This window comes from Rhodococcus sp. (in: high G+C Gram-positive bacteria) (genome assembly GCF_049286785.1).
In the GTDB taxonomy this organism is placed as follows: Bacteria; Actinomycetota; Actinomycetes; order Mycobacteriales; family Mycobacteriaceae; genus Rhodococcus_F.
In genome coordinates, this window is record NZ_JBAQEO010000273.1 from 1 (window position 1) to 20,718 (window position 20,718).

A 20,718-nucleotide genomic window follows, 5' to 3' on the forward strand; every position below is an offset into this window, starting at 1 on the left:
TGCGGATGTTCTGTGTCTTGCCGCCGTGCAACGCCCCGGCGGAGATTCCGGCGGCATGCAGTTCCTTCGCCACCCGGTCCACCCCGTGTTTGGTGCGCACGAACATCAGGGTCCGCCCGGATCGTGAACCGATGTGCGCCACAACCGAATACTTGTCCTCCCGGTCGACGAACAGAAGGTGGTGCTGCATGGTCGTCACCGCCGCCGTAGCCGGCGCGGTCGAATGGGTCACCGGTTCGCGCAGGTAGCGCTTCACCAGCGTGTCGACCTCACCGTCGAGGGTGGCCGAGAACAGTAACCGCTGACTGCCCGCCGGGGTCTTGTCGAGGATTCGCTTCACCTGCGGCATGAAGCCCATCTCGGCCATGTGATCGGCTTCGTCGAGGGTGGTCACGGTGACGTCGTCGAGGGATACCGAACCCTGGGACATGTGATCGGCCAGTCGTCCGGGCGTCGCGATCAGCAGATCCACGCCACGGGAGAGAATCTCGGCCTGGCGTTTGATCGGGATACCTCCGACCACGTTGGCCACCCGCAGCCCCATCGACAGGGCCGGTTCGTCGAGGGCCTGCTCGATCTGCAGGGCAAGCTCCCGGGTCGGGACCAGCACGACGGCGCGGGGAAACCCGCGCCGACTCGCGGCGCCCGCAAGACGCACCAACATCGGCAAACCGAACGCGAGGGTCTTCCCGGAGCCGGTGGGGGCCCGGCCGAGCACGTCCTTGCCGGCGAGTACGTCGGGGATGGTGGCGATCTGAATGGGGAACGGGTCGGTGATGCCGGCGCGGTCGAGGGCGTGGGTCATCACCGCGGGCAGACCGAGCTCGAGGAACGTCTCACCCACCGCTGCGGAGGAGGACTTCTCGTGTTCGGACATGTCAGAAGGCTACCGCCTGCGCACGGGTCACCCGATGCGTCGGCCGTGACGCGAGAAGATCCGCGTCACGGCCGTGGCATGTGGGTGGTGAGGGCTCAGGCCTGCACTTCGCTGCGGTCGCCGCTCCACAGCGTGTGGAACTTGCCCTCACTGTCGGTGCGCTCGTAGGTGTGGGCGCCGAAGAAGTCGCGCTGACCCTGCGTCAGCGCAGCCGGCAACCGCTCGGCCCGCAACGCGTCGTAGTACGACAGCGACGACGCGAACGCCGGCACCGGAATGCCGAGCAAGGTGGCGGTGGACACCACGCGGCGCCAGCTGTCGATCGCCGTCTCGATGGCCTCCCGGAAGTACGGGGCCAGGATCAGGCTGGGCAGCTGCGGATTCTCGTCGTAGGCGTCCTTGATGCGGTTGAGGAACCGGGCCCGGATGATGCAGCCGCCACGCCAGATGGTGGCCAGGTCGGCGGGGTGCAGGTTCCAGTCGTATTCGGCGCTGCCGGCTGCGATCTGATCGAATCCCTGCGCGTAGGCGACAACCTTCGACGCGTACAGGGCCTGCCGGATGTCCTCGGTGAACCGGGCGGCATCGCCGGGCTTCTCGGCAAGCTGACCGGACGCGAGACCGGCGGCGGCCCTGCGTTGTTCGCGTGAGCCCGACAGCGCGCGGGCGAACACGGCCTCGGCGATACCGGTCACCGGGACACCGAGATCGAGGGCGGACTTGACCGTCCAGCGGCCGGTGCCCTTCTGCTCGGCGGCGTCGACGATCACATCGACGAGAGCCTTACCGGTCTTGGCGTCCTTCTGGCGCAGCACCTCGGCCGTGATCTCGACGAGGTAGCTCTCCAGATCGCCCGAGTTCCATTCGGTGAACACGTCGGCGATCTTGTCCGCGTCGTAGCCGAGGGCGGAACCGAGAAGGTTGTACGCCTCGCCGATGAGCTGCATGTCGGCGTACTCGATGCCGTTGTGGACCATCTTCACGAAGTGCCCGGAACCGTCGGGTCCGATATGGGTGCAGCACGGGGTTCCGTCGACCTGCGCGGCAATCGATTCGAGGAGCGGGCCGAGGGCCTCGTACGACTCCTTGGGTCCGCCGGGCATGATCGACGGACCGTTGAGGGCACCTTCCTCGCCGCCGGAGATGCCGGCGCCGACGAAGTGCAGGCCCCGCTCACGGAGGGACGCCTCGCGGCGGATGGTGTCGGTGTAGAGGGCGTTGCCGCCGTCGATGATGATGTCGCCCGGTTCCATCGCGGCGGCGAGTTCCTCGATGACCGCGTCGGTGGGGTCGCCCGCCTTGACCATGATGAGCACGCGGCGCGGCTTCTGCAGCGCAGCCACGAACTCCTCGATGGTTTCGGTGCGCACGAAGTCGCCGTCGTCTCCGTGCTCGTTGATCAGCGCATCGGTCTTGGCGATGCTGCGGTTGTGCAGCGCGACGGTATGCCCGTGCCGAGCGAAATTGCGGGCGATGTTCGATCCCATCACGGCCAGTCCGGTGACACCGATCTGGGCGCGGGCGCCCTCGGTGGTGGTGTCAGTCATGAAGACAGCATTTCCTCTCGTTCGGCGGTCCACAAATCGGCGGTACTCACAAGTTCCGATGTCCTAAGACAAACACATGAGGGCCGGCCATCGCACATGCGATGGCCGGCCCATAAATCACGCTCTCAGCCCGTTCGGGAAAAGATCAGCTGCGTCGATCGCGACGGGGTCCGTCGAACCCGTCGTAGCTGCGACGATCGGTCCGGCTACGGAATCCACCGCCTGCCCCGGCGCCACTGCGGTCTGCGGTCGCTGCGGTGGCTGCGGGACGGCGATCGTCCTGCCGGAACCCGCTGCCGCGGTTGTCGCTACCGCGTGAGGCGGATCGGCTGTCGTAGGCGCGGGCTTCGATGCTGCGCTCACCACCGGTGCGGTGGCTGTCGCCGCGGTCACCGTAATCGCGGCGCGGTGCACGGTCGCCTGTCGGGCGGTCACCGCGGTAGCCACCACCACGGGTGTCGGTGCGGTTGTCACCGTCACGGTTCGGGCGGTCACCGCGGTAGCCACCCGACCGGGTGTCGGTGCCTTCGCGGCGCGGACCCCGATTGTCGAACGAGCGGTTCTCGGACGAACGGTTACCGAAGCTACGCTCGCCGCCACCGTCACGACTGTCGCGGCGCGGACCACTGCGATCGAAGCTGCGGTCACCCCGGTTCTCCGAACCCCGGTTGTCGGAGCTGCGGCCACGGTAGCCGCCTTCACGGCCACCGAATCCGCTGTCACGGCGCGGACCACGGTCACCGAACTTGCGGTCACCCCGGTCCCCGCGGGAGAACGTCTCCCGGACCGGTTCACCGCTGGGCTTCTTGGCCCCGGTGATCGAGGCGAGCTTCTCGGAGCCCGGGGTGACGGCCACGGCGGCGGCGTCGACGCCGGCCATCCCGGTCAGCCGCTTGAAGGTGCGCTTCTGGTTGGGCAGCACGATCGCGACGACGGTGCCCTTCTCACCCGCGCGGGCGGTGCGTCCGGCGCGATGCAGGTAGTCCTTGTGGTCGGCCGGCGGATCGACGTGCACGACGAGGTCGATGCCGTCGACGTGGATGCCGCGGGCTGCGACGTCGGTGGCAACGAGCACCGGGGTGCGGCCGTTCTTGAACCGCTCGAGGACACGGGTGCGCTGGTTCTGCGCCTTGCCACCGTGCAGCGACTCCGCAGCGATACCCACCGCGCGCAGGCGGTCGGTGATGCCTTCGCAGCCGAGCTTGGTCCGGGCGAACATGATGGTGCGGCCGTCGCGGGCACCGATCTCCGCGAGCACGTTGTCCTTCTGACCGCGGTCCACGAGCAGCACGAAGTGCTCCATCGTGTCGACGCTGGCGCGCCCGTCCTCGGTGGAGTGCTGAACGTGGTTGGGCAGGAACTGGCGGACCAGCGACTGCACCTCACGGTCCAGGGTGGCGGAGAACATCAGACGCTGGCCGTCCGCCGGGGTCTGACCGAGGATGGCGCGCACCTCCGGCAGGAAGCCCATGTCGGCCATCTGATCGGCCTCGTCGAGTGCGGTGATCTCGATCGAGTCGAGCACACAGGTGCCCTGTCGCAGGTGGTCGTTCAACCGGCCGGGGGTGGCGACGAGGATGTCGACGCCACGCCGAAGCTGGTCGACCTGCTTGGTGAACGGGGTACCGCCGACAGCCGGGCGCACGGTCAGACCGACGGCGGCGGCGTAGGGGTTGAGCGAGTCGACCACCTGGAAGGCCAGTTCACGGGTGGGAACCAGCACCAGGGCGCGGGGGCGCTTGGGGGCGGGCCGGTCTTCGTGGCGGGCGAGGCGGGTGAGCATCGGGAGGCCGAAGGCCAGGGTCTTGCCCGAGCCGGTCTGTGCGCGGCCGAGGACATTGACAGCGGCGAGGGCGTCCGGCAGGGCCAGCGCCTGAATCGGGGACGGGATGGTGATGGAGTTCCGGGTGAGTACCTGAACCAGCGCGGCGGGAAGGCCGAGTTCGGCGAACGTCACCGACGCGGTGGTGGTCTCTTCGGGATTTTCGACGACGTCGTCTGCAGACGTCACGGGGACAACGGTCATTTGGGCAGCGTTGGTCACGCGGTTTACCTCTCCGGGCATAGGGCGCGTCGCGGAGCGGGGGCTGTCAGGCAGCACGCACAAAGGGACGAGCCAGGGCACATGTCACCTGGTCAATCCATTCGCGGAAGTGCGGGGAATTGGGCTGTGTGCCGTTTCAGTGTTGATGGGCCGCAGTGGCGGCCGTCGTCCAGTGTACGCGACGCCGCATCCAGTTCTTCACCGGACGGGTTGTGAGGTGGGCGACTACGCGTGGTGGAAGAGCCGGCTCAGCTCGGTCAGCCACGGGACGGCCACCGCGACGGTGGGGACGACCAGGATGGCCGCGGCCGCTGCGTAGGCGGCGAGAGCGATGGGGGTGGTGGGGTCATCCGACGCGAGTCGCTGAACCCGGAGCAGGGTGCTGGGGCCGCCCACGGCCATCGCACCCTTCGGTGCGGTGGAGGTGGAACAGGTGACGAGAGCCCGTGCCAGCGGGGTCGGCCCGGTGGCCCGCACCGCGGAATCGTCGGCGAGCATTTCCACCAGCAGTTGAACGGAGCCGAGTGCGGACTTGCTGCGCACCACCCGGGGGAACGCCTCGTTGACTGCGGTGAAGGCCTCGAGGACGAGGTCGTGACGGGCCCGCAGATGGGACCGCTCATGCGTGAGGATCGCCGTGATCTCGTTGTCGTCGAGATTGTCGAATGTGCCCTGGCTCAACACCACTCGCCGACGCAGACCGGGCAGGCAGTACGCGATCGGCTCGGTGACGTCGAGCACGCGCAGATCCGGGGTACGCGCGAGCAGCGACGGCGAATCGCACTGGTCGAGCAGATCGACAAGCATGCGATGGCGGGCACGTCTGCGGCGGGTGCGCACCGCGACCCGCACGATCGAGAAGATCAGTTTCGCACCGACGAGAAGAGTGAGGGCGAAGACAACGACGTAGAGCAGCCACAACGGAACGCCGAGGGCATCGATCTCCTCCATCGGAGCGGTGGTCGGTTTTCCGTCGGGCCCCGGGACCAGGAGTTGGCTGGCGATGGCGAGCCCGGAGCTGAACGCGGAGAGAACCGCGGCCAGGGCGATCGCCTGCCACAGCACGAGCGCGGCGCGGGGAGTGCGGTGGGGCCATCGGGCGCGGCTGAGGAGGGCAGGGACCGGCCCTGCAAGAAGAAGAGCGAGTACTCCGAATACCAGCGCGGTCGTGGCGTCCATGTCCCCACCATCATGCATGACGAAGGTCAGCCGACGCGAACAGTTCCCTGATCGTTGTCACCGATCGACTTCTGCTTCGCTTCGAGCGCGGCCAGCGCCGCACGAAGCGCATCGGCCTCGTCCGCCCCTACCTGGCCCACGAAGTGCACGAGCGCAGCTGCGCGGCTACCCGACTTGTCTGCTTGCTGGAGGGCATCGACCATGAGGCTCGCAACGAGCTCTTCACGCTGATGGACGGGGAGGTACCGGTGCGCGCGGTCGTCCCGCTGCTGGATGACCAGATGCTTTTTCGCCAGCCGCTGCAGCACGGTCATCACCGTCGTGTAGGCGAGTTCGCGTCGCGCTGCCAATGCCTCGTGCACCTGTCGCACGGTTTGCGGTTCCGCGTGGGACCACAGGTGTTCCATTACTGCGCGTTCGAGTTCGCCAAGTCCTGCCATGCACCAATACTACGGACACAACGACACGGATGCGTACTACTGGTGGTAGTAAAACGTCGGTTCGGCGTGTGGTAATGATCATAGGCTGATCAGGTGGTTTACCGTCTGGGAGTGGCCGTCGGCCCCGGATGGGTTTCCTTCGTTCAATTTCTGGAGAGCGTGACCTGCGGATGAGCAATGACGTCGCGGTAGCACAAGATGGCGCCCGATGGCGGCGAGTCGTCGCCCTGCAGCGTGGAGTTGTCCGGGGTACGCCGGTGAGCCTCGCGTTGCTGGTGACCATCTGGGTGCTGGCGGTCGGCACGTCGAGCGTGCTGGGCGGCCCCTCGCATGCACTGTCGCAGCACGTCGCGATCGGCATCCGGGCCTTCGAGAACGGCCGGGTGTGGACTCTCCTCACCGCCGGTCTCTGGGCAGACGATCTCTTCGCCTACCTGGTATCGACCCTGTTGATCCTGGTGGCGGCCGTTCCCCTGGAACGTCGAATGGGATCGGCGCGGTTCGCGCTGGCCGCTGTGGTGACCCAGGTCGGCGGTGGACTGCTCGCCCTGGCGCTCGCGGAGAGCGTGAAGGCGGTCGACGAGACCTGGGGTCTGCGCCTGCACGTCGGGGTGGCGGTGGGCCCGACCACCTGGATCGCCGGTGCGGCCCTCGTCGCGAGTTCCAGCATGGGAACCCTCTTCCGCCGGCGCATCCGCGTCGGGGTTTTCGCCTTGACCATCACCCTGGCTCTGTTCAGCGGGCAACTTCAGGACGTCGTTCTGCTGGCGGCGGCGGTGGTCGGCCTCGTCGCCGGGCCCTGGATCGTCGGGAAGTCGGCCCGGGGTTCCCGGATCGCGGGCACCCGGCGCGAGGGCCGCGTCCTCGTGGCGATCGTCGTCGCCGCCACTGCCGTCGGACCACTGATCGCCGCACTCTCGCGCGACGCCGTCGGCCCCCTTGCCGTGCTGCGCGACCTGTTCACCGGAGTGCCCTCGACCGCCACCGAGGTCCGCGAACTCTGCGACGCCTCACCGTCCGACCCGGACTGCCGACGGGGGCTGCTCGAGCTGCGCCTGTCCGGGGTCGGACCCACCCTGCTGAGTGTGATGCCGTCGCTCTTCCTCCTCACCCTCAGCGACGGCCTGCGCCGCGGCCGGCGGTTCGCCTGGGGGGCCGCGGTCGTCGCTCAGGTGGTTCTTCTCGCGCTGTCCCTGCTCGATTTCGCGGTCCGGTTCATCGGCACCGGCGACGACTCCCTCTTCTACGGTCTGTCCGACCCGAACCTGTACCGCACCCTGGTGCCGTTCCTGACACCCCTCGCGGTTCTCCTGGTCCTGCTGAGGACCCGTCGGTACTTCGATGTCGCCGCCCCCGCAGGCACCTACCGTCGGCTGACCGTGGCACTGGTGTCGACCACCGCCGTTCTCGTCGTCCTCTACGTTCTCGGTGGGCTGTGGGCGCGCCACGGTTTCGATCGGACTCCCGGTGTGCGCACACTGCTGGCCGATTTCCCGGAACGTCTCGTCCCGCCGGTGTATCTGCAGTGGCTCGACCCGCGGCTGTTGCCGGTGAACATCCCGGCCACCCTGCTCTACGAATGGACCGGCGTGGTGTTCTGGGCCACGGCCTGCACGCTGGTGATGGTCACCTTCCTTCGTCCCGCGATCGGCACCGACCCGGAGGCAACGGCGCGGGCCCGGCAGATCCTGAAATCGGAGACCGGAAGCCCGCTGTCCTGGATGACGACCTGGCGTGGCAACACCTACTGGTTCTCCGAAGTCGGCACCGGATACATCGCCTACCGGGTCATCGGGGGTGTGGCACTGACCACCGGCGACCCGGTGGGTCCACCCGACCGGCTCCGGGACAACATCGAACAGTTCGCGGAGTTCGCCGCCGCCAACGGATGGGTCCCGTGCTTCTATTCGGTGACCGGCGCGGTTCGGGTGGTCACCGACGATCTCGGCTGGAGCGGCATCCAGGTTGCCGAGGAGACCGTGCTCGATCTGGGAAAGATCGCTTTCACCGGCAAGCGGTTCCAGGACATCCGGACCGCCCTGAACAGGGCGAAGAAGTCGGGGGTCACCGCAGAATGGGTGAGCTTCCCGACCGCGCCCCACTCGATGAGGGACCAGATCACCGCCATCTCCGAGGAATGGGTGGCGGACAAAGGAATGCCCGAGATGGGTTTCACCCTCGGCGGACTCGAAGAGGTCGACGACCCCGAGGTGCGGTGCCTCGTCGCCGTGGACGAGGACTGCACCGTCCACGGAGTCACCTCCTGGCTGCCCGTGTACAGGGAAGGGCGGGTCGTGGGCTGGACCCTCGACTTCATGCGCCGCCGCTCGGACGGGTTCCGCCCGACCATGGAATTCCTCATCGCGTCCGCGGCATCGAAACTCGAAGAAGAGGGCGCGGAGTTCGTCAGCCTGTCCGGTGCGCCGCTGGCGAAGGTCGAAGAACCCGACAGCGCGGCGGGGGAGCCGGAGCAGTCCGAATCGATGACCCTCTCGTCGGTGATGGACAGTGTGCTCGATCTGCTCGGCCGCACCCTCGAACCGGTGTACGGGTTCCGTTCGCTACTGGCGTTCAAGTCGAAGTTCCAGCCCCGGTACGTGCCGATGTACATGACGTTCCCCGATCCCGCGGCCCTTCCGAGTATCGGCAACGCGATCGGCCGCGCATACCTGCCGACCATGTCTCTGGGGCAGGGCTACCGACTTGTACAGGCACTGGTGGGCGGTCGCCGCTGATCGAAACGGCCGCTCAGGGCGGGCGCGGGCTCTCTGGCGTCTCGCGGTCTACTTCGTTATGGCGTCCGGCCCGCCCACCGCGCCGTACACGTGGCGGGTGCCGATCGGGACGATCAACGGCCGATCGGACACCGGATCGGAGATGACGGCCGCTTCGAGGCCGAACACGTCGAGGAGCAGTTCGGCGGAGATGATGTCCTCCGGTGCACCCGAGGCGACGATCTTGCCGTCACGCATCACGATGAGTTGGTCGCTGTAGCGGATCGCGAGGTTGAGGTCGTGGAGCACCATCACGACGGTGCGACCCATTTCCTCGTGCATGCGGTCCACGAGGTCGAGCACCTCGATGGAGTGCGCCAGATCGAGGTAGGTGGTGGGTTCGTCGAGGAGGAGGATGTCGGTCCCCTGGGCGAGGGCCATCGAGATCCACGCCCGCTGACGCTGTCCACCGGACAACTCGTCGACCGGACGGTCCGCGAACTCGGACACCCCGGTCAAGGCGAGCGCTTCCGCTACCTCGTCTTCGTCGTCGGAGGACCACTGCCGGATCCAGGACTGGTGCGGATGCCGGCCGCGCGCCACGAGGTCGGCCACCGTGAGACCTTCGGGGGCGACGGGCGCCTGCGGCAGCATGCCCAGGGTGCGCGCCACCTCCTTCGTCCGCATCGATCCGATGGCCGTGCCGTCGAGCAACACCGACCCGTTGCGGGGTTTGAGAAGCCGGCCCAGCGCCCGCAACAGTGTGGACTTTCCGCAGCCGTTGGGGCCGATCACCGTGGTGATCACCCCCGTCTTCACCTCGAGGTCGAGGTGCTCGACGATGATCCGGTCGCCGTACGCCAGGGTCACGTCGTCGGCGATCAGGCGAGCGTCGGGTTGCACGGTCATACCGAGACCTTCCGATTGTTGCGAACCAGCAGATACAGCAGGAAGGGACCACCGAGGGCGGAGGTGACGATCCCGACGGGCAGTTCCACGGGCAGAATCGTGCGGGCGACGACATCACTGCCGACGACCAGGACGGCGCCCGTCAACGCCGATGCGATGAGCGGGGGACCGGCCGAACGCACCAGGCGCAGTGCCACCTGAGGGGCGGCGAGGGCGACGAAACCGACCGGGCCCGCGGCTGCCGTCGCGACACCAGCCAGGGCGACGGCAATGAGCAGCAACCAGGCCTGCGACCACTGCAACCGCACTCCCAGCGACACCGCGTTGTCGTCGCCGAGACGAAGCGCACCCAACGTGAAGGACGACACCAGGGCATAGCCGCCGAGCAGGACGACGCTGATCGCGACGGGCCACACCTGGTTCCACGACGCACCGTTGAGGGAACCGTTGAGCCACACCTGGGCGCGGGAGGCGTCGTTGATGTCCGCGGAGATGAGGAGCCATCCGGTGACGGCGATCAGCATGGCGTTGATTCCGATGCCGATGAGGATCATCCGGTATCCCTCCACACCGCCGCGCCACGCCAGCAGGTAGATCACCAGGGCGGTCAGCAGGCCACCGATCAGGGCAGCCAGCGGGATACCCAGGGTTGCGAGCAGTCCGACGAAGGAACCGCCACCGCCGAGGACGATGAGCGCGACCGCGGCGGCACCCGCACCCGAGGTGATACCGAGGATGTCGGGACTCGCGAGCGGGTTGCGTGCGATGGACTGGGTGATCGCGCCGGCCAGGCCGAGTGCCATCCCGATGAACACACCGGTCAGCGACCGCGGCAGCCGCAGATCCATGACGATGAACCGCTGCGCCCTGGTGCCACCACCGATCAACACCTGGGTCACCTCGGGAATGGACAGCGGGTAGTCGCCGCGCCCGATGTTCAGGCAGAACATGAGGAACAGCACCACGAGCAGGACCAGGGTCACCGCGATGACGAGGGGACGCAACACCAGGGAGAGGGGCCCGACGCGGAATGCCGGCCGCGACGGAACCCGGGCCACCCCGGCGGCCTCGGTGTCGGGACGGAACTTGCCGGCGATGCTCACAACCTTGCCAGCTTTCTCCGCCGAACCAACGCAATGAAGAACGGGGCGCCGAAGGTGGCGAGCACGATTCCCACCTGTAGTTCACCGGGCCGCACCACGACCCGTCCGATCACGTCCGCCGTCACCAACATGACACCGCCCAGCAGCCCCGCATAGGGAACCAGCCAGCGGTAGTCGGGTCCGGTGATCGCCCGGGCCACGTGGGGGGCGACAAGCCCGATGAAGGCGATCGGACCGCAGGCCGCGGTGGCGGCACCGGTCAGCAATGTGATGGCGACAATGCCGAGTGTGCGGCTCGCGGCGATGTTGCTGCCCAGCGACCGGGCCACATCCTCGCCGAGGCTCAGGACGTTGAGGCCGGGCGTGCTCGCCAGCGCGATCAGCAGGCCGAGTACGAGGAACGGCAGCACCTGCCACAGCACGTCGAATCCGCGACCGGCCACCGAGCCGACCACCCAGAAACGGTAGGAGTCCAGGCTGGATTGATCGGCGATGATGATCGCGTTCGTCATCGCCTGCAGGAAGAACGCCACCGCCGCCCCGGCCAGCGCGAGACTGAGCGGACCGGCACCGCCGCCGCCGATGGAGGACAGCCCGAACACGATGACGCTGGCGGCGAACGATCCGGCGAACGCGAACCACAGGTACTCGCTGGGTGAGCTGAACCCGAACAGGTACATCGAGAGCACCACCAAGAACGCGGCGCCGGCATTGAGGCCGAGCAGTCCGGCATCCGCCAGAGGATTGCGGGTGTGCCCCTGGATCAGCGCGCCTGCCACACCGAGCGACATCCCGACGACCAGTCCCAGCACGGTGCGCGGGCCGCGCAACGTGTGCACGATGATGTCGGTTTGCGATCCGTCGGCGTCGAGGAGCGCGTGGAAGATCTCGGCGAACGAGAGCGGGCGGGCACCGACCGCCACGCTGGCGAGGAGAACCAGCGCCAGCAGCACCATCAGCGCGCCGAGCCCGAGGAGGCGGCGGCCGCGGATTCCCTTTACCGACATGTCGGTTCGGCGGGCGGCGAATCCTTCGTCGTCGGCGGTCGTCACCCGGACCACCTCGGTTCCGGTGCGCACGAACGGGCGTTGCAGCGACCGTGCGGGTCCGATCGCGCCCAGGGTGTCGCTGTCCCGGGTGACCAGACCCACCCAGCCCTTGCCGGAACTCTGCCCCGTGTTGCCTTCCCGGGCACCGTGGTTCCACAGAGCGAGCCCTGCCGCGACGGCGACGGCCGCGCCGCCGAATACCAGGCGATCGGCCTGGCCGCCGCCGTTCGAGTCGCTCAACGCGTCGACGACGTACCATCCCACGATCAGCGGGACGGCCACGATCCCGAGGTCGAGTAGCGCTGCGAGTACCCGAAGGTACGCGGGCGCCGGACCGCGCGGTATCTCGCGCTTTCCGTACCCTTCGTCGGTCGCGAGGCGCGGGATCTCGCCGCCGATCGGTCTGGTCGTCGTCACTGGCGGATGTGGCTCCTGTTGTGCGCGCTGAACGGGGTCTGCCGTCTTTCAGCTGTTAGGTTACGGAACCCTATCTCCCCTGCCACAGCAGGCGGTGCCTTTGAGCCCGCGGAGGATTCGGGGTGTCCTGAATCACACCGGATTCGTCATGCATATTTGGTTAGGCTCACCTATGTTGATCGCAGCGGTCCGAACGATTGGCCCGAACGATTGGAGAGCACGGTGACTTCGACCATGACTACCCGCGAGACTGCGCTCGATGCGTCCTGCTCGCGTCTGCGTTCGTTGAACCCCGACTATCCGCGCATGTTCGCGGTCGCGACCATGGCGGACGAGGGGAAACGTCGATGGTGGTCTCTCGCGAAGGATCTGCGCGGCGACCGGGTCTCCCGGATGTTCGCCCGTTCGCTCGAAGACGTTCCGATCGCCGATGTCGCGGTCACGCAGGTGGCAACCTCTCTCATCCATGCCGTGGTCGGCCGGGTCGTCGCCCTCGTCGTCCTCGAGGGGCGTGCGTGGGATCCGGGAGTGGAAAATCTCTGGATCCACATGGACAGCGACGAGAACATCGACTGGGCCGGCGTGGTGGACGAGACCCTGCGCGTTCTTCCGGATGATCCCTTCACGGGTCATCCGCGCACGGTGACCGTGCCCTGCGAACAAGCGCTGCTGCTGTGGACCGTCCATCGCTGCCTCACGTCCCTGCGCGCCGTATTCGACGCCGTCGCCGCATGCGGCCCACTCGACGAAGACAGGTTCTGGGCACTCGTCGGGGAATCGGTACTCGGCACCGCCACCTTCCTGCCGATTCTCGCGGGTGAGGGCGAGGCCGTCGCCCAGCGCCGCGGCCAGGGTCTGCTCGATGCTTTCGTGGCGACGGGGGTGCCCGTCCGCTCCCGGGGGCGCACCCCGCACCCGCACTGCACCCGGCCGCTGCGGCCGACGAATTCCGGGCGCTACCAGGAAAGTCCTACCTAGACTCGATCCGAATTCGGAACGGTGGAAACGCAGACCACCGCCGATACCGAACCACCGGACCGTGCCGGAGTCCTGAGGGCTGCAGAGACTCCCGGTCCATCCCACGGCGGGCCTCACCCCACACGGTGTGTGGCCCGCCGATCCGTTTGCGTCACCTGCGTGTACCGGGATCGTCCGCGTCGTGTAGGCAGGAAGACGCATGCGCTGCGAGAGCGCACAGCAACCTTGATTGTGCGAAACCGCACAGTGACGTGATGGAGAGTGGCATGACTGGTTCCGGTGAGCAGCAGACGGTGAGCGACGCGGGGGAGATCGACTCCACCGAGATGCTGGGCAAGCTCGGCAAGGGATTCGACGCATTCATCGGACTCGAATACATCGAACTCGGCCCCGACCGGGTGCGGGCACGCTGGACGATCACCCCCGACCTTCACCAGCCGGCCGGGATTCAGCACGGCGGTGTGTACTGCTCCGTCGTCGAATCCGTGGCCAGCACAGCCGGAACGGTGTGGCTCGGAGGGCGCGGTCACGTGGTGGGGGTCAACAACAACACCGACTTCCTCCGCGCCACCCGCGAGGGCACCTTGACCGCGGAGGCCAGCCCCATCCACCGTGGCCGCACCCAGCAGTTGTGGGAGGTCCGTATCACCGACGACAACGATCGATTGGTCGCGAAGGGTCAGGTCCGGTTGGCGAACATCACCGACACCGGCAAGCTCGGCAACTGACGGCTCCACAACCCTGATGGGGGGACAGACCCACAGTCCGTCCCCTCATCAGCATCGGATGCGGTTACCCGACAGCCTTCTCGCTGCCGCCCGGCGAGCCACCCACGCCCACCCCGTTCGCATTCTCGTGCCTGCTCAATCGTTGCATCGCGTTACGGGCGAACACCTGCTGCTCGGTAGACGCCATCTGCGCCCGCCCACGGCCGAGGAACGCGACCGTCCACGACAACAGCGTGGAGAGTCGGCTGCGGAACCCCACGAGATACAGCAAGTGGATCGCCAACCAGGCGACCCAGCCGATAAAACCGCTGATCTCGAGCCTGCCGACCTGCGCGACCGCACTGAACCGGGAGATGGTGGCCATGCTGCCCTTGTCGAAATACCTGAAGGGCGCGCGGTCTTCCGGTTTCTGCCCGTTCAGCCCCGCCACGATCTGCCGGGCCGCGTACTTCCCACCCTGCATGGCTACCTGCGCGAGGCCGGGCAGCGCGTCGAGAGCCATCATGTCGCCCACGACGAACACGTCGGGATGCCCGGGAACGGTCAGGTCCGGGTTGACCAGAACACGGCCCGCGCGGTCCACCTCGGCCTCGGACTGCTCGGCGATCCGACGACCCAGCGGGCTCGCCTGGACACCCGCCGACCACACCTTGCACTGCGAATCGATGCGACGCTGTGTTCCGTCCTTGTCCTTGACGACCAGACCGTCCACGTCGACATCCGTGACGAGGGCGCCCAACTGGATTTCGACGCCCAGCTTTTCGAGCTGCTGGGCCGCCTTGCGACTGAGCTTGCCGCCGTACACCGGCAGCACGTTGTCGGCGCCGTCGAGCAGGATGACCCGCGCCTCGCGGGGATCGATATTGCGGAACGCTCCGGACAGGGTCCGCCGCGACAGCTCGGCGATCTGACCCGCCAGCTCCACCCCGGTCGGGCCGGCACCGACCACGACGAATGTGAGTAGCCGCGCACGCTCCTCGGGATCGTCCGACAACTCCGCCTGCTCGAATGCGCCGAGAATGCGACCACGCAGTTCGAGGGCGTCGTCGATGGTCTTCATGCCGGGCGCAAATTCGGCGAAGTGGTCGTTACCGAAGTAGGACTGTCCGGCGCCCGCCGCGACGATAAGGCTGTCGTAGGGGATGACGGTGGTGCGGTCCAAAAAGCGTGAGGTGACCGTCTTCGCGTCGAGGTCGATCGTCTCCACCTCTCCCAGCAGAACCTGCGCGTTCTTCTGCTTGCGCAGCACCAGCCTGGTGGCGGGGGCGATGTCGCCGACGGAAAGGATTCCGGTGGCCACCTGATACAGCAACGGCTGAAAGAGATGGTGCGTGGTGCGGGCAATCATGGTGACGTCGACATCAGCCTTGGCGAGGGCCTGCGTGCCGAAAAGCCCACCGAAGCCGGATCCGATAACCACGACGTGATGGCGGCGCGACTCGACCGACTGGATACTCATTCAGTACTCCTCGTGATCTAGGCGTCAGGTGCAACGGTAGTCGCCGCGATCATGAGCGTCTCGGTAAGTCACGCGTCATGTCCGTGACAACGGCACCGCGTCGGATCCTCAGCGGCGGAGCGGGCGTTGTCTCGACCGGTCGAGTGTCTTTCTCGATGACAGCGCTGTGGACTCCGGTTCCACGTAGTCCGACTTGATCGAGATAATGAACAACGCCGTGCACCCCACCGTCACGATGACGATGACGAGCGCGACCACGGTGTAGCCGAATACCACTCCAATTGCCGTCAAATCCATCAGATCAGCCTCCTCGGTCTCCGCATCACGGTACTGCGCGACGAGTCTGCGTGTCCCGGAGTCAGCGAAGCGGACGCGTCGTCAGGTGAGGTGGTCGAACTTCCCGTCGACCCATGCACAGTGCCGGTCCGCGGAGTATTCGAGCGCGGCGCGCCCGCCGGTGTCGATCGCGTTGTCGAAATTGCCGATGATCCGGTCGAAGTCGAGATGCGACAACTGCTCCGCGATGCGCCGCACCACGGCCGCGGACAGCGGAAGCCGATTCGGATAGGAGCGGAGAAAGGACACGGTGCGGCGATCCGGGTTGGGAAACACACCGTCTCCGGTCAGGAGCACCCCACGCCCCTCTGCACCGGCACCCCAGTGTGCGACGGCGCTGCCGGGGAAGTGGCCCCCGATCTGGTGCAGAGTCAGGCCGGGGACCACCTCCCGGGTGCCCGACCAGAACTCGACCCGGCCGTCAGCGCGTGACAGCCACGACCGGTCGGCCTCCGCGACCAGGATCGGCACATTGCCGAGCGCCCGCGACCACTGTGTCTGCACCCCGAACATGTGCGGGTGGCTGGCGGCGACAGCGAGCACCGGACCGTGTGCGGTCACCGTCTCGACCGCCGCCGAGTCGAGGAAGCCGATCGGATCCCACAGCAGCGACCCGGACGGGCTGCAGATCAGAAGGGACTGCTGCCCGATCCCTGCTTTCGGTTCCACGGATAAACCGTGCAGGTTCGGTTCGACCTCGTGGACGGCCACATGGTGACCGGTAGCGGCCATCTCTTCGACGGTGGTCCACTGCTGACCGCCGGGCGGAAGGTACTGGCGCTCGTCCGCGCAGATCACGCACTCGCCGGCCAGGGAGGAATTCGGGTCCTGTTCGACGCCGCAGGTTGCGCAGAGATGAAATGGCACATATCGATCATGCATTCTCACGAAGCTCCGGAGAGGAGTAATCGCGTGAGCCCACTGCTGGAGGCGGAGGATTCGCCGACAGCAGCATGCGGGATGTACCGGTTGCACGAGCCCGCGGAAGTCGCAGCGATGCGGACGACCCCGCCGCTGATGAGTGAATGGCGGATCGGGGGAGTGCTCGAAGGTGGGGTAGTTGTTGACGCTGCCTCGAGGTGCAAGTACATTCCGTCGTACCGAGCATTCGATCGGTTGAAGTTAACGAAGGTTCGCAGAATGTGCCGCTCCGGCGCAGAGCTGCACAGCGAGTTGTGCGGGAGTGAAGATGGATTATGGGTGGTCAGCGGCCGATCAGGCATTCCGGGAGGAGGTGCGGGCGTTTCTCGACGAGAAACTGACTCCGGAACTGCGTCGTGCCGGCCGATTGGCGACGAGCGTGTATTCCGATCACGAGGCCAGCATGGAATGGCAGCGGGTCCTGCATGAGCGCGGTTGGGCTGCGCCCGCCTGGCCGGTCGAACACGGCGGCTGCGACTGGAGCCTCACCCAGCACTACATCTTCAGCCGCGAATCGACCCTCGCCGGCGCACCGAGCTTGTCTCCCATGGGGATCCGGATGGTCGCACACGCCATCATCGCGTTCGGAACGCCGGAGCAGAAGGCCTTCTACCTTCCCGGAATCCTCACCGGCGAAGTGTTCTTCTGTCAGGGATACTCCGAACCCGAGGCAGGGTCGGATCTCGCGTCGCTCAGCATGGCCGCGGTCGACGACGGCGACGACCTCGTGGTCACCGGCAGCAAGATCTGGACCACGCATGCCACCGAGGCGAACTGGATGTTCGCCCTCGTGCGCACCTCCCGTACAGCCAAGAAGCAGCACGGAATCACCTTCGTCCTGATCGATATGAACTCGCCCGGCATCGAGATTCGCCCGCTGGTGATGACCTCGGGTGAAGAGGTCCAGAATCAGGTCTTCTTCGACGCAGTCCGCGTGCCCAAGGCCAACGTGCTGGGGGAGATCGACGCGGGATGGACTGTGGCGAAATACCTTCTCGTGTTCGAGCGCGGCGGCGGTGCCGCGGCACCCGCACTGCAGGTAATGGCGGCATCGCTGGCCGCCGCAGCGGCCGAGCAACCGGGACCGGACGGACGCCCGCTGATCGACGACCCCGCCTTCTCGGCGAGACTGGCCGAGGCCCGCATCCGCACGCAGGTGCTCGAGGTCCTCGAATACCGGACGATGTCCGCCATGGCGGAAGGCAGGGACCCCGGTCCCGCCTCGTCGATGCTCAAGATTCTGGGCACCGAACTGAGTCAGACCCTCACCGGGCTCACCCTCGAGGCGGCAGGCCCACGCGGACGCGTCTACCAACCGCACGCCACCAAACCGGGTGGCCCGATTGCCGATTACACACCGCCCACCGACGACTACCTCAGCGGTGACGAATGGCAAGCGGTAGCTCCGTTGCGCTACTTCAACGACCGCGCCGGCTCGATCTACGCCGGCAGTAACGAGATCCAACGAAACATTCTCGCCAAAGCAGCATTGGGGCTCTGATGGACTTCAGCTTGACCAAGGAGCAGGAACTCCTTCGCGATTCGATCGCCAAGTTCCTCGCCACTCGATACGACCTCTCCAGGAGCCGGAAGGTCGCCACCACCGGCAACGGCTGGCAACCCGAGATCTGGCGCGGCTTCGCCGAGGAACTCGGCATCCTGGGCGCCACCCTGCCGGAAGAACTCGGCGGAATCGGCGGCGGACCCGTGGAACTGATGGTCGTCGCGGAAGCGCTCGGTTACGGACTGGTCATCGAGCCGTACGTCGACACCGTCGTCATCGGCGCCGGTCTGCTGAGCCGCATCGGTGGCGAGAAGGCCGAATCGGTACTGGCGGAGATCGTGTCCGGTGACGCGGTCGTCGCGTTCGCAGCCACGGAGGCGTCGTCCGGCTGTGCGCTCCACGATGTCTCGACCATCGCACGCCGAGACGGCGAGGAGTGGGTGCTCGACGGCGCCAAGATCGTCGTCACCAGTGCGCCACTCGCCACTCGCCTTCTGGTGACCGCCCGGACGTCGGGGGACAGGCGCGACACGGCCGGTGTGTCGCTCTTCCTCGTCGAGTTCGACGCCGAGAACCCGCCGGCCGGCGTCGAGGTGCATGCGTACCGGACGATCGACGATCGGCGCGCCGCGGATCTGACCTTCAGCGGACTTCGCATTCCGGCCGATGCTCTACTGGGCGCCGAGGGAGACGCCTGGACGGCGATTGACCGCGTAGCGGACGAGGCAACGGCAGCTGTGGCGGCGGAAGCGGTGGGGTGCATGCGAAAGGTGTTGGCCGACACGGTCGAATACACCAAGCAGCGGCAGCAGTTCGGTCAGCCGATCGGCAGCTTCCAGGCGCTGCAGCACCGCATGGTCGACATGTTCATGGAACTCGAACAATCCGTCGCCGCGGTCTATCTCGCGATCCTCAACCTCGAGGCCGAACCGGCCGACCGGGCCCGCGCCGTCTCGGCGGCGAAGGCGACAGTGTCTCGCGCGGCCCGCTTCATCGGACAGAATGCGGTTCAGTTGCACGGCGGTATGGGTATGACCGAAGAATTGGCCGTCGGCCACTACTTCAAACGACTCACCGTCATCGAACAGGAGTTCGGGTCGGCCGATCAGCACATCGCACGGTACGCGGCGTTGACCAAGATCAAGTAGGCCGTTCTACTGAAGTCGCGCCGACCCACTCTCAGATCACGGTGACGCCAGAGTGGGTCGGCGGCCGAATTTCGGGGACCGTCCCCGCGCGTCACATCGGAGAACCTGTCCGCGAGCGTGCTCAGCCGGCCGCAGCGCCGAACCACTCGGGTAGCCGTCCGGCCGCAGCAGTACGGCAGGCACGGCCAAGTCCTCGCTGACGTCGACGACGTGGTCGACCCGGGCCTGCCGCCACCGAGAGCCGACCGGTCTGATCGAGGAGGAGCCCGCGGCCGGCGTGCATCAGCTCGTCCAGACGCCCGCGCTGTCAATTTCAGGTCGCGCATTCGCCGACCGAGCAGTTCGTGACCACTGCCGACCTCGTAGCGCACCCCGATCGCGGCGATCAATCCGGTGACATACCGGTTCACCTCCTCGAAATCCATCAGCTTCGAGAACATCTTCCGCAGGGCGGCCGCACCCGGATCGGTTCCCATCAGCGTCATCTACGCGCGGGTATTCTCCAGCACGTCGGCAGCCACCGGGTGCCGTTCGGTGTGGTAACTGTCCAACAACCCGTCCGGCGCCCAGCCGCCTACTTCGGCGGCCAGTTTCCAGCCCAGGTTGAATGCGTCCTGAATGCCGAGGTTGAGTCCCTGCCCGCCGGTCCGTGGGTGGATGTGCGCCGCGTCGCCGGCCAGCAGCACCCGCCCGGTCCGGAAGCGTTCGGCCTGCCGGGTGGCGTCGCCGAAGCGGGAGAGCCAGCGCGGTGAGTGCACGCCGAGGTCGGTGCCGGCGAGCTTTCGTACCTGCTGCTTCAGCTCGTCCAGGGTGGGCGCGATCGTGCGGTCCTCTGATTCCCCGGCTGAAGGGGCGACGATGCGGTACAGCCCGTCGCCGAGGGGGACGGCGCCGAATCGCAACTCGGTCTTGCGGACTTCGGCCACGACGGCGTCCAATGTCTCCGGTGCCGCGGTCAGCTCCACCTCACCCAGCAGCGTCTCGACCCTGGTGGGCTCGCCGGGAAAGCCCACGCCGAGCAGCTTGCGCACCGCGCTGCGGCCGCCGTCGCAGCCGACGAGGTAGTAGTCGTCGACCCGGGAGCGGTCAGCCTCCACGTACAAGCGTGCGGTGCCGGCCGAGCCGCCGTAGAACTTTGACCCCACCGTGCACGCCTCGTCACCGCCCGTCAGCCGTCGTCACCTAGCCTTGAAATGACTCACGGCCCGCCCCGAGGGTCGGACCGATCTACGGACCTTCGTAGCATGCGTGCCGCGCGATTGGGAGGCTCGAGACAGGCGTTGTGGCGGCGGTTTTCGGGACACGTAGCTCCTCGTCAAAGGACGTCAGTGGCGATCGAGGTGACGGCGTCCGCGGTCCGGGGAG

At 67.0% G+C, this 20,718-nt stretch carries 16 protein-coding genes and 1 pseudogene; 5 read left to right on the top strand and 12 right to left on the bottom strand.

Annotated elements, in window-relative coordinates:
• The 5 genes from WAW17_RS10810 to WAW17_RS10830 all read right to left on the bottom strand — a co-directional run.
• Window positions 1-877 (bottom strand): DEAD/DEAH box helicase (locus tag WAW17_RS10810; RefSeq protein WP_422332979.1); only part of this gene is annotated, 877 nt, incomplete at its 3' end.
• A gap of 95 nt (window positions 878-972) precedes the next feature.
• The gene (gene gndA / locus WAW17_RS10815; RefSeq protein ID WP_422332980.1) at window positions 973-2,424 is read right to left on the bottom strand and encodes an NADP-dependent phosphogluconate dehydrogenase; all 1,452 of its coding nucleotides are present in this window, start codon (window positions 2,422-2,424) and stop codon (window positions 973-975) included.
• A 145-nt stretch (window positions 2,425-2,569) separates the two neighbouring features.
• Window positions 2,570-4,468 (bottom strand): DEAD/DEAH box helicase, encoded by a 1,899-nt coding sequence (locus WAW17_RS10820; protein WP_422332981.1) that lies wholly within the window; start codon window positions 4,466-4,468, stop codon window positions 2,570-2,572.
• 225 nt (window positions 4,469-4,693) lie between these two features.
• Window positions 4,694-5,647 carry a M56 family metallopeptidase gene (locus WAW17_RS10825; protein WP_422332982.1) on the bottom strand — a complete coding sequence of 318 codons (954 nt, stop codon included), beginning with the start codon at window positions 5,645-5,647 and terminating at the stop codon, window positions 4,694-4,696.
• Window positions 5,648-5,673: 26 nt separating this feature from the next.
• Window positions 5,674-6,087 carry a BlaI/MecI/CopY family transcriptional regulator gene (locus tag WAW17_RS10830; protein WP_422332983.1) on the bottom strand — a complete coding sequence of 138 codons (414 nt, stop codon included), beginning with the start codon at window positions 6,085-6,087 and terminating at the stop codon, window positions 5,674-5,676.
• A gap of 170 nt (window positions 6,088-6,257) precedes the next feature.
• Between WAW17_RS10830 and WAW17_RS10835 the strand changes: the two genes are divergently transcribed.
• Window positions 6,258-8,822 carry a bifunctional lysylphosphatidylglycerol flippase/synthetase MprF gene (locus WAW17_RS10835; RefSeq protein ID WP_422332984.1) on the top strand — a complete coding sequence of 855 codons (2,565 nt, stop codon included), beginning with the start codon at window positions 6,258-6,260 and terminating at the stop codon, window positions 8,820-8,822.
• A gap of 48 nt (window positions 8,823-8,870) precedes the next feature.
• On the opposite strand, the gene WAW17_RS10840 is transcribed toward WAW17_RS10835, so the two are convergent.
• From WAW17_RS10840 to WAW17_RS10850, 3 genes are read right to left on the bottom strand one after another with little or no spacing between them, the layout of a single operon-like run.
• Complete coding sequence (locus WAW17_RS10840) at window positions 8,871-9,710, bottom strand: ABC transporter ATP-binding protein (RefSeq protein WP_422332985.1); 840 nt, start codon at window positions 9,708-9,710, stop codon at window positions 8,871-8,873.
• Window positions 9,707-10,813: a FecCD family ABC transporter permease gene (locus tag WAW17_RS10845; RefSeq protein ID WP_422332986.1), complete on the bottom strand. Its 1,107-nt coding sequence runs from the start codon at window positions 10,811-10,813 to the stop codon at window positions 9,707-9,709. Before WAW17_RS10845 ends, WAW17_RS10840 begins: the two co-directional genes overlap by 4 nt.
• Entirely contained in the window at window positions 10,810-12,279 is a 1,470-nt protein-coding gene (locus WAW17_RS10850) for a FecCD family ABC transporter permease (protein ID WP_422332987.1), read from the bottom strand. Before WAW17_RS10850 ends, WAW17_RS10845 begins: the two co-directional genes overlap by 4 nt.
• A gap of 234 nt (window positions 12,280-12,513) precedes the next feature.
• On the opposite strand from WAW17_RS10850, the gene WAW17_RS10855 reads away from it, so the two are divergent.
• Window positions 12,514-13,257, top strand: a complete 744-nt coding sequence (locus WAW17_RS10855) for a hypothetical protein (RefSeq protein WP_422332988.1) — start codon at window positions 12,514-12,516, stop codon at window positions 13,255-13,257.
• 266 nt (window positions 13,258-13,523) lie between these two features.
• Complete coding sequence (locus tag WAW17_RS10860; protein ID WP_422332989.1) at window positions 13,524-13,985, top strand: PaaI family thioesterase; 462 nt, start codon at window positions 13,524-13,526, stop codon at window positions 13,983-13,985.
• Window positions 13,986-14,049: 64 nt separating this feature from the next.
• Here the strand turns inward: WAW17_RS10860 and WAW17_RS10865 are convergent, their stop codons facing one another.
• The 3 genes from WAW17_RS10865 to WAW17_RS10875 all read right to left on the bottom strand — a co-directional run bounded on the left by WAW17_RS10865 (window position 14,050) and on the right by WAW17_RS10875 (window position 16,647).
• The gene (locus WAW17_RS10865) at window positions 14,050-15,444 is read right to left on the bottom strand and encodes an NAD(P)/FAD-dependent oxidoreductase (RefSeq protein ID WP_422332990.1); all 1,395 of its coding nucleotides are present in this window, start codon (window positions 15,442-15,444) and stop codon (window positions 14,050-14,052) included.
• Between the two features lie 108 nt (window positions 15,445-15,552).
• Window positions 15,553-15,741 carry an adenylate cyclase gene (locus WAW17_RS10870; RefSeq protein WP_422332991.1) on the bottom strand — a complete coding sequence of 63 codons (189 nt, stop codon included), beginning with the start codon at window positions 15,739-15,741 and terminating at the stop codon, window positions 15,553-15,555.
• A gap of 81 nt (window positions 15,742-15,822) precedes the next feature.
• A complete protein-coding gene (locus WAW17_RS10875) occupies window positions 15,823-16,647 on the bottom strand; it encodes an MBL fold metallo-hydrolase (protein ID WP_422332992.1) in 825 nt (274 codons plus the stop codon).
• 322 nt (window positions 16,648-16,969) lie between these two features.
• Between WAW17_RS10875 and WAW17_RS10880 the strand changes: the two genes are divergently transcribed.
• On the top strand, window positions 16,970-18,202 hold the full coding sequence (locus tag WAW17_RS10880; protein WP_422332993.1) for an acyl-CoA dehydrogenase family protein: 1,233 nt from the start codon (window positions 16,970-16,972) through the stop codon (window positions 18,200-18,202).
• Window positions 18,202-19,353, top strand: a complete 1,152-nt coding sequence (locus WAW17_RS10885; protein WP_422332994.1) for an acyl-CoA dehydrogenase family protein — start codon at window positions 18,202-18,204, stop codon at window positions 19,351-19,353. Before WAW17_RS10880 ends, WAW17_RS10885 begins: the two co-directional genes overlap by 1 nt.
• A gap of 36 nt (window positions 19,354-19,389) precedes the next feature.
• On the opposite strand, the pseudogene WAW17_RS10890 reads toward WAW17_RS10885, so the two are convergent.
• Window positions 19,390-20,423, bottom strand: a pseudogene (locus tag WAW17_RS10890) (FAD-dependent monooxygenase); the annotation flags it as partial.
• Between the last annotated feature and the right edge of the window lie 295 nt (window positions 20,424-20,718).

Bases quoted from the DNA above. Each gene is read 5' to 3' on its own strand.
- gndA (WP_422332980.1), bottom strand. From the start codon at position 2,424: ATGACTGACACCACCACCGAGGGCGCCCGCGCCCAGATCGGTGTCACC.
- WAW17_RS10825 (WP_422332982.1), bottom strand. From the start codon at position 5,647: ATGGACGCCACGACCGCGCTGGTATTCGGAGTACTCGCTCTTCTTCTT.
- WAW17_RS10830 (WP_422332983.1), bottom strand. From the start codon at position 6,087: ATGGCAGGACTTGGCGAACTCGAACGCGCAGTAATGGAACACCTGTGG.
- WAW17_RS10835 (WP_422332984.1), top strand. From the start codon at position 6,258: ATGAGCAATGACGTCGCGGTAGCACAAGATGGCGCCCGATGGCGGCGA.
- WAW17_RS10840 (WP_422332985.1), bottom strand. From the start codon at position 9,710: ATGACCGTGCAACCCGACGCTCGCCTGATCGCCGACGACGTGACCCTG.
- WAW17_RS10855 (WP_422332988.1), top strand. From the start codon at position 12,514: ATGACTACCCGCGAGACTGCGCTCGATGCGTCCTGCTCGCGTCTGCGT.
- WAW17_RS10860 (WP_422332989.1), top strand. From the start codon at position 13,524: ATGACTGGTTCCGGTGAGCAGCAGACGGTGAGCGACGCGGGGGAGATC.
- WAW17_RS10865 (WP_422332990.1), bottom strand. From the start codon at position 15,444: ATGAGTATCCAGTCGGTCGAGTCGCGCCGCCATCACGTCGTGGTTATC.
- WAW17_RS10870 (WP_422332991.1), bottom strand. From the start codon at position 15,741: ATGGATTTGACGGCAATTGGAGTGGTATTCGGCTACACCGTGGTCGCG.
- WAW17_RS10880 (WP_422332993.1), top strand. From the start codon at position 16,970: ATGGATTATGGGTGGTCAGCGGCCGATCAGGCATTCCGGGAGGAGGTG.
- WAW17_RS10885 (WP_422332994.1), top strand. From the start codon at position 18,202: ATGGACTTCAGCTTGACCAAGGAGCAGGAACTCCTTCGCGATTCGATC.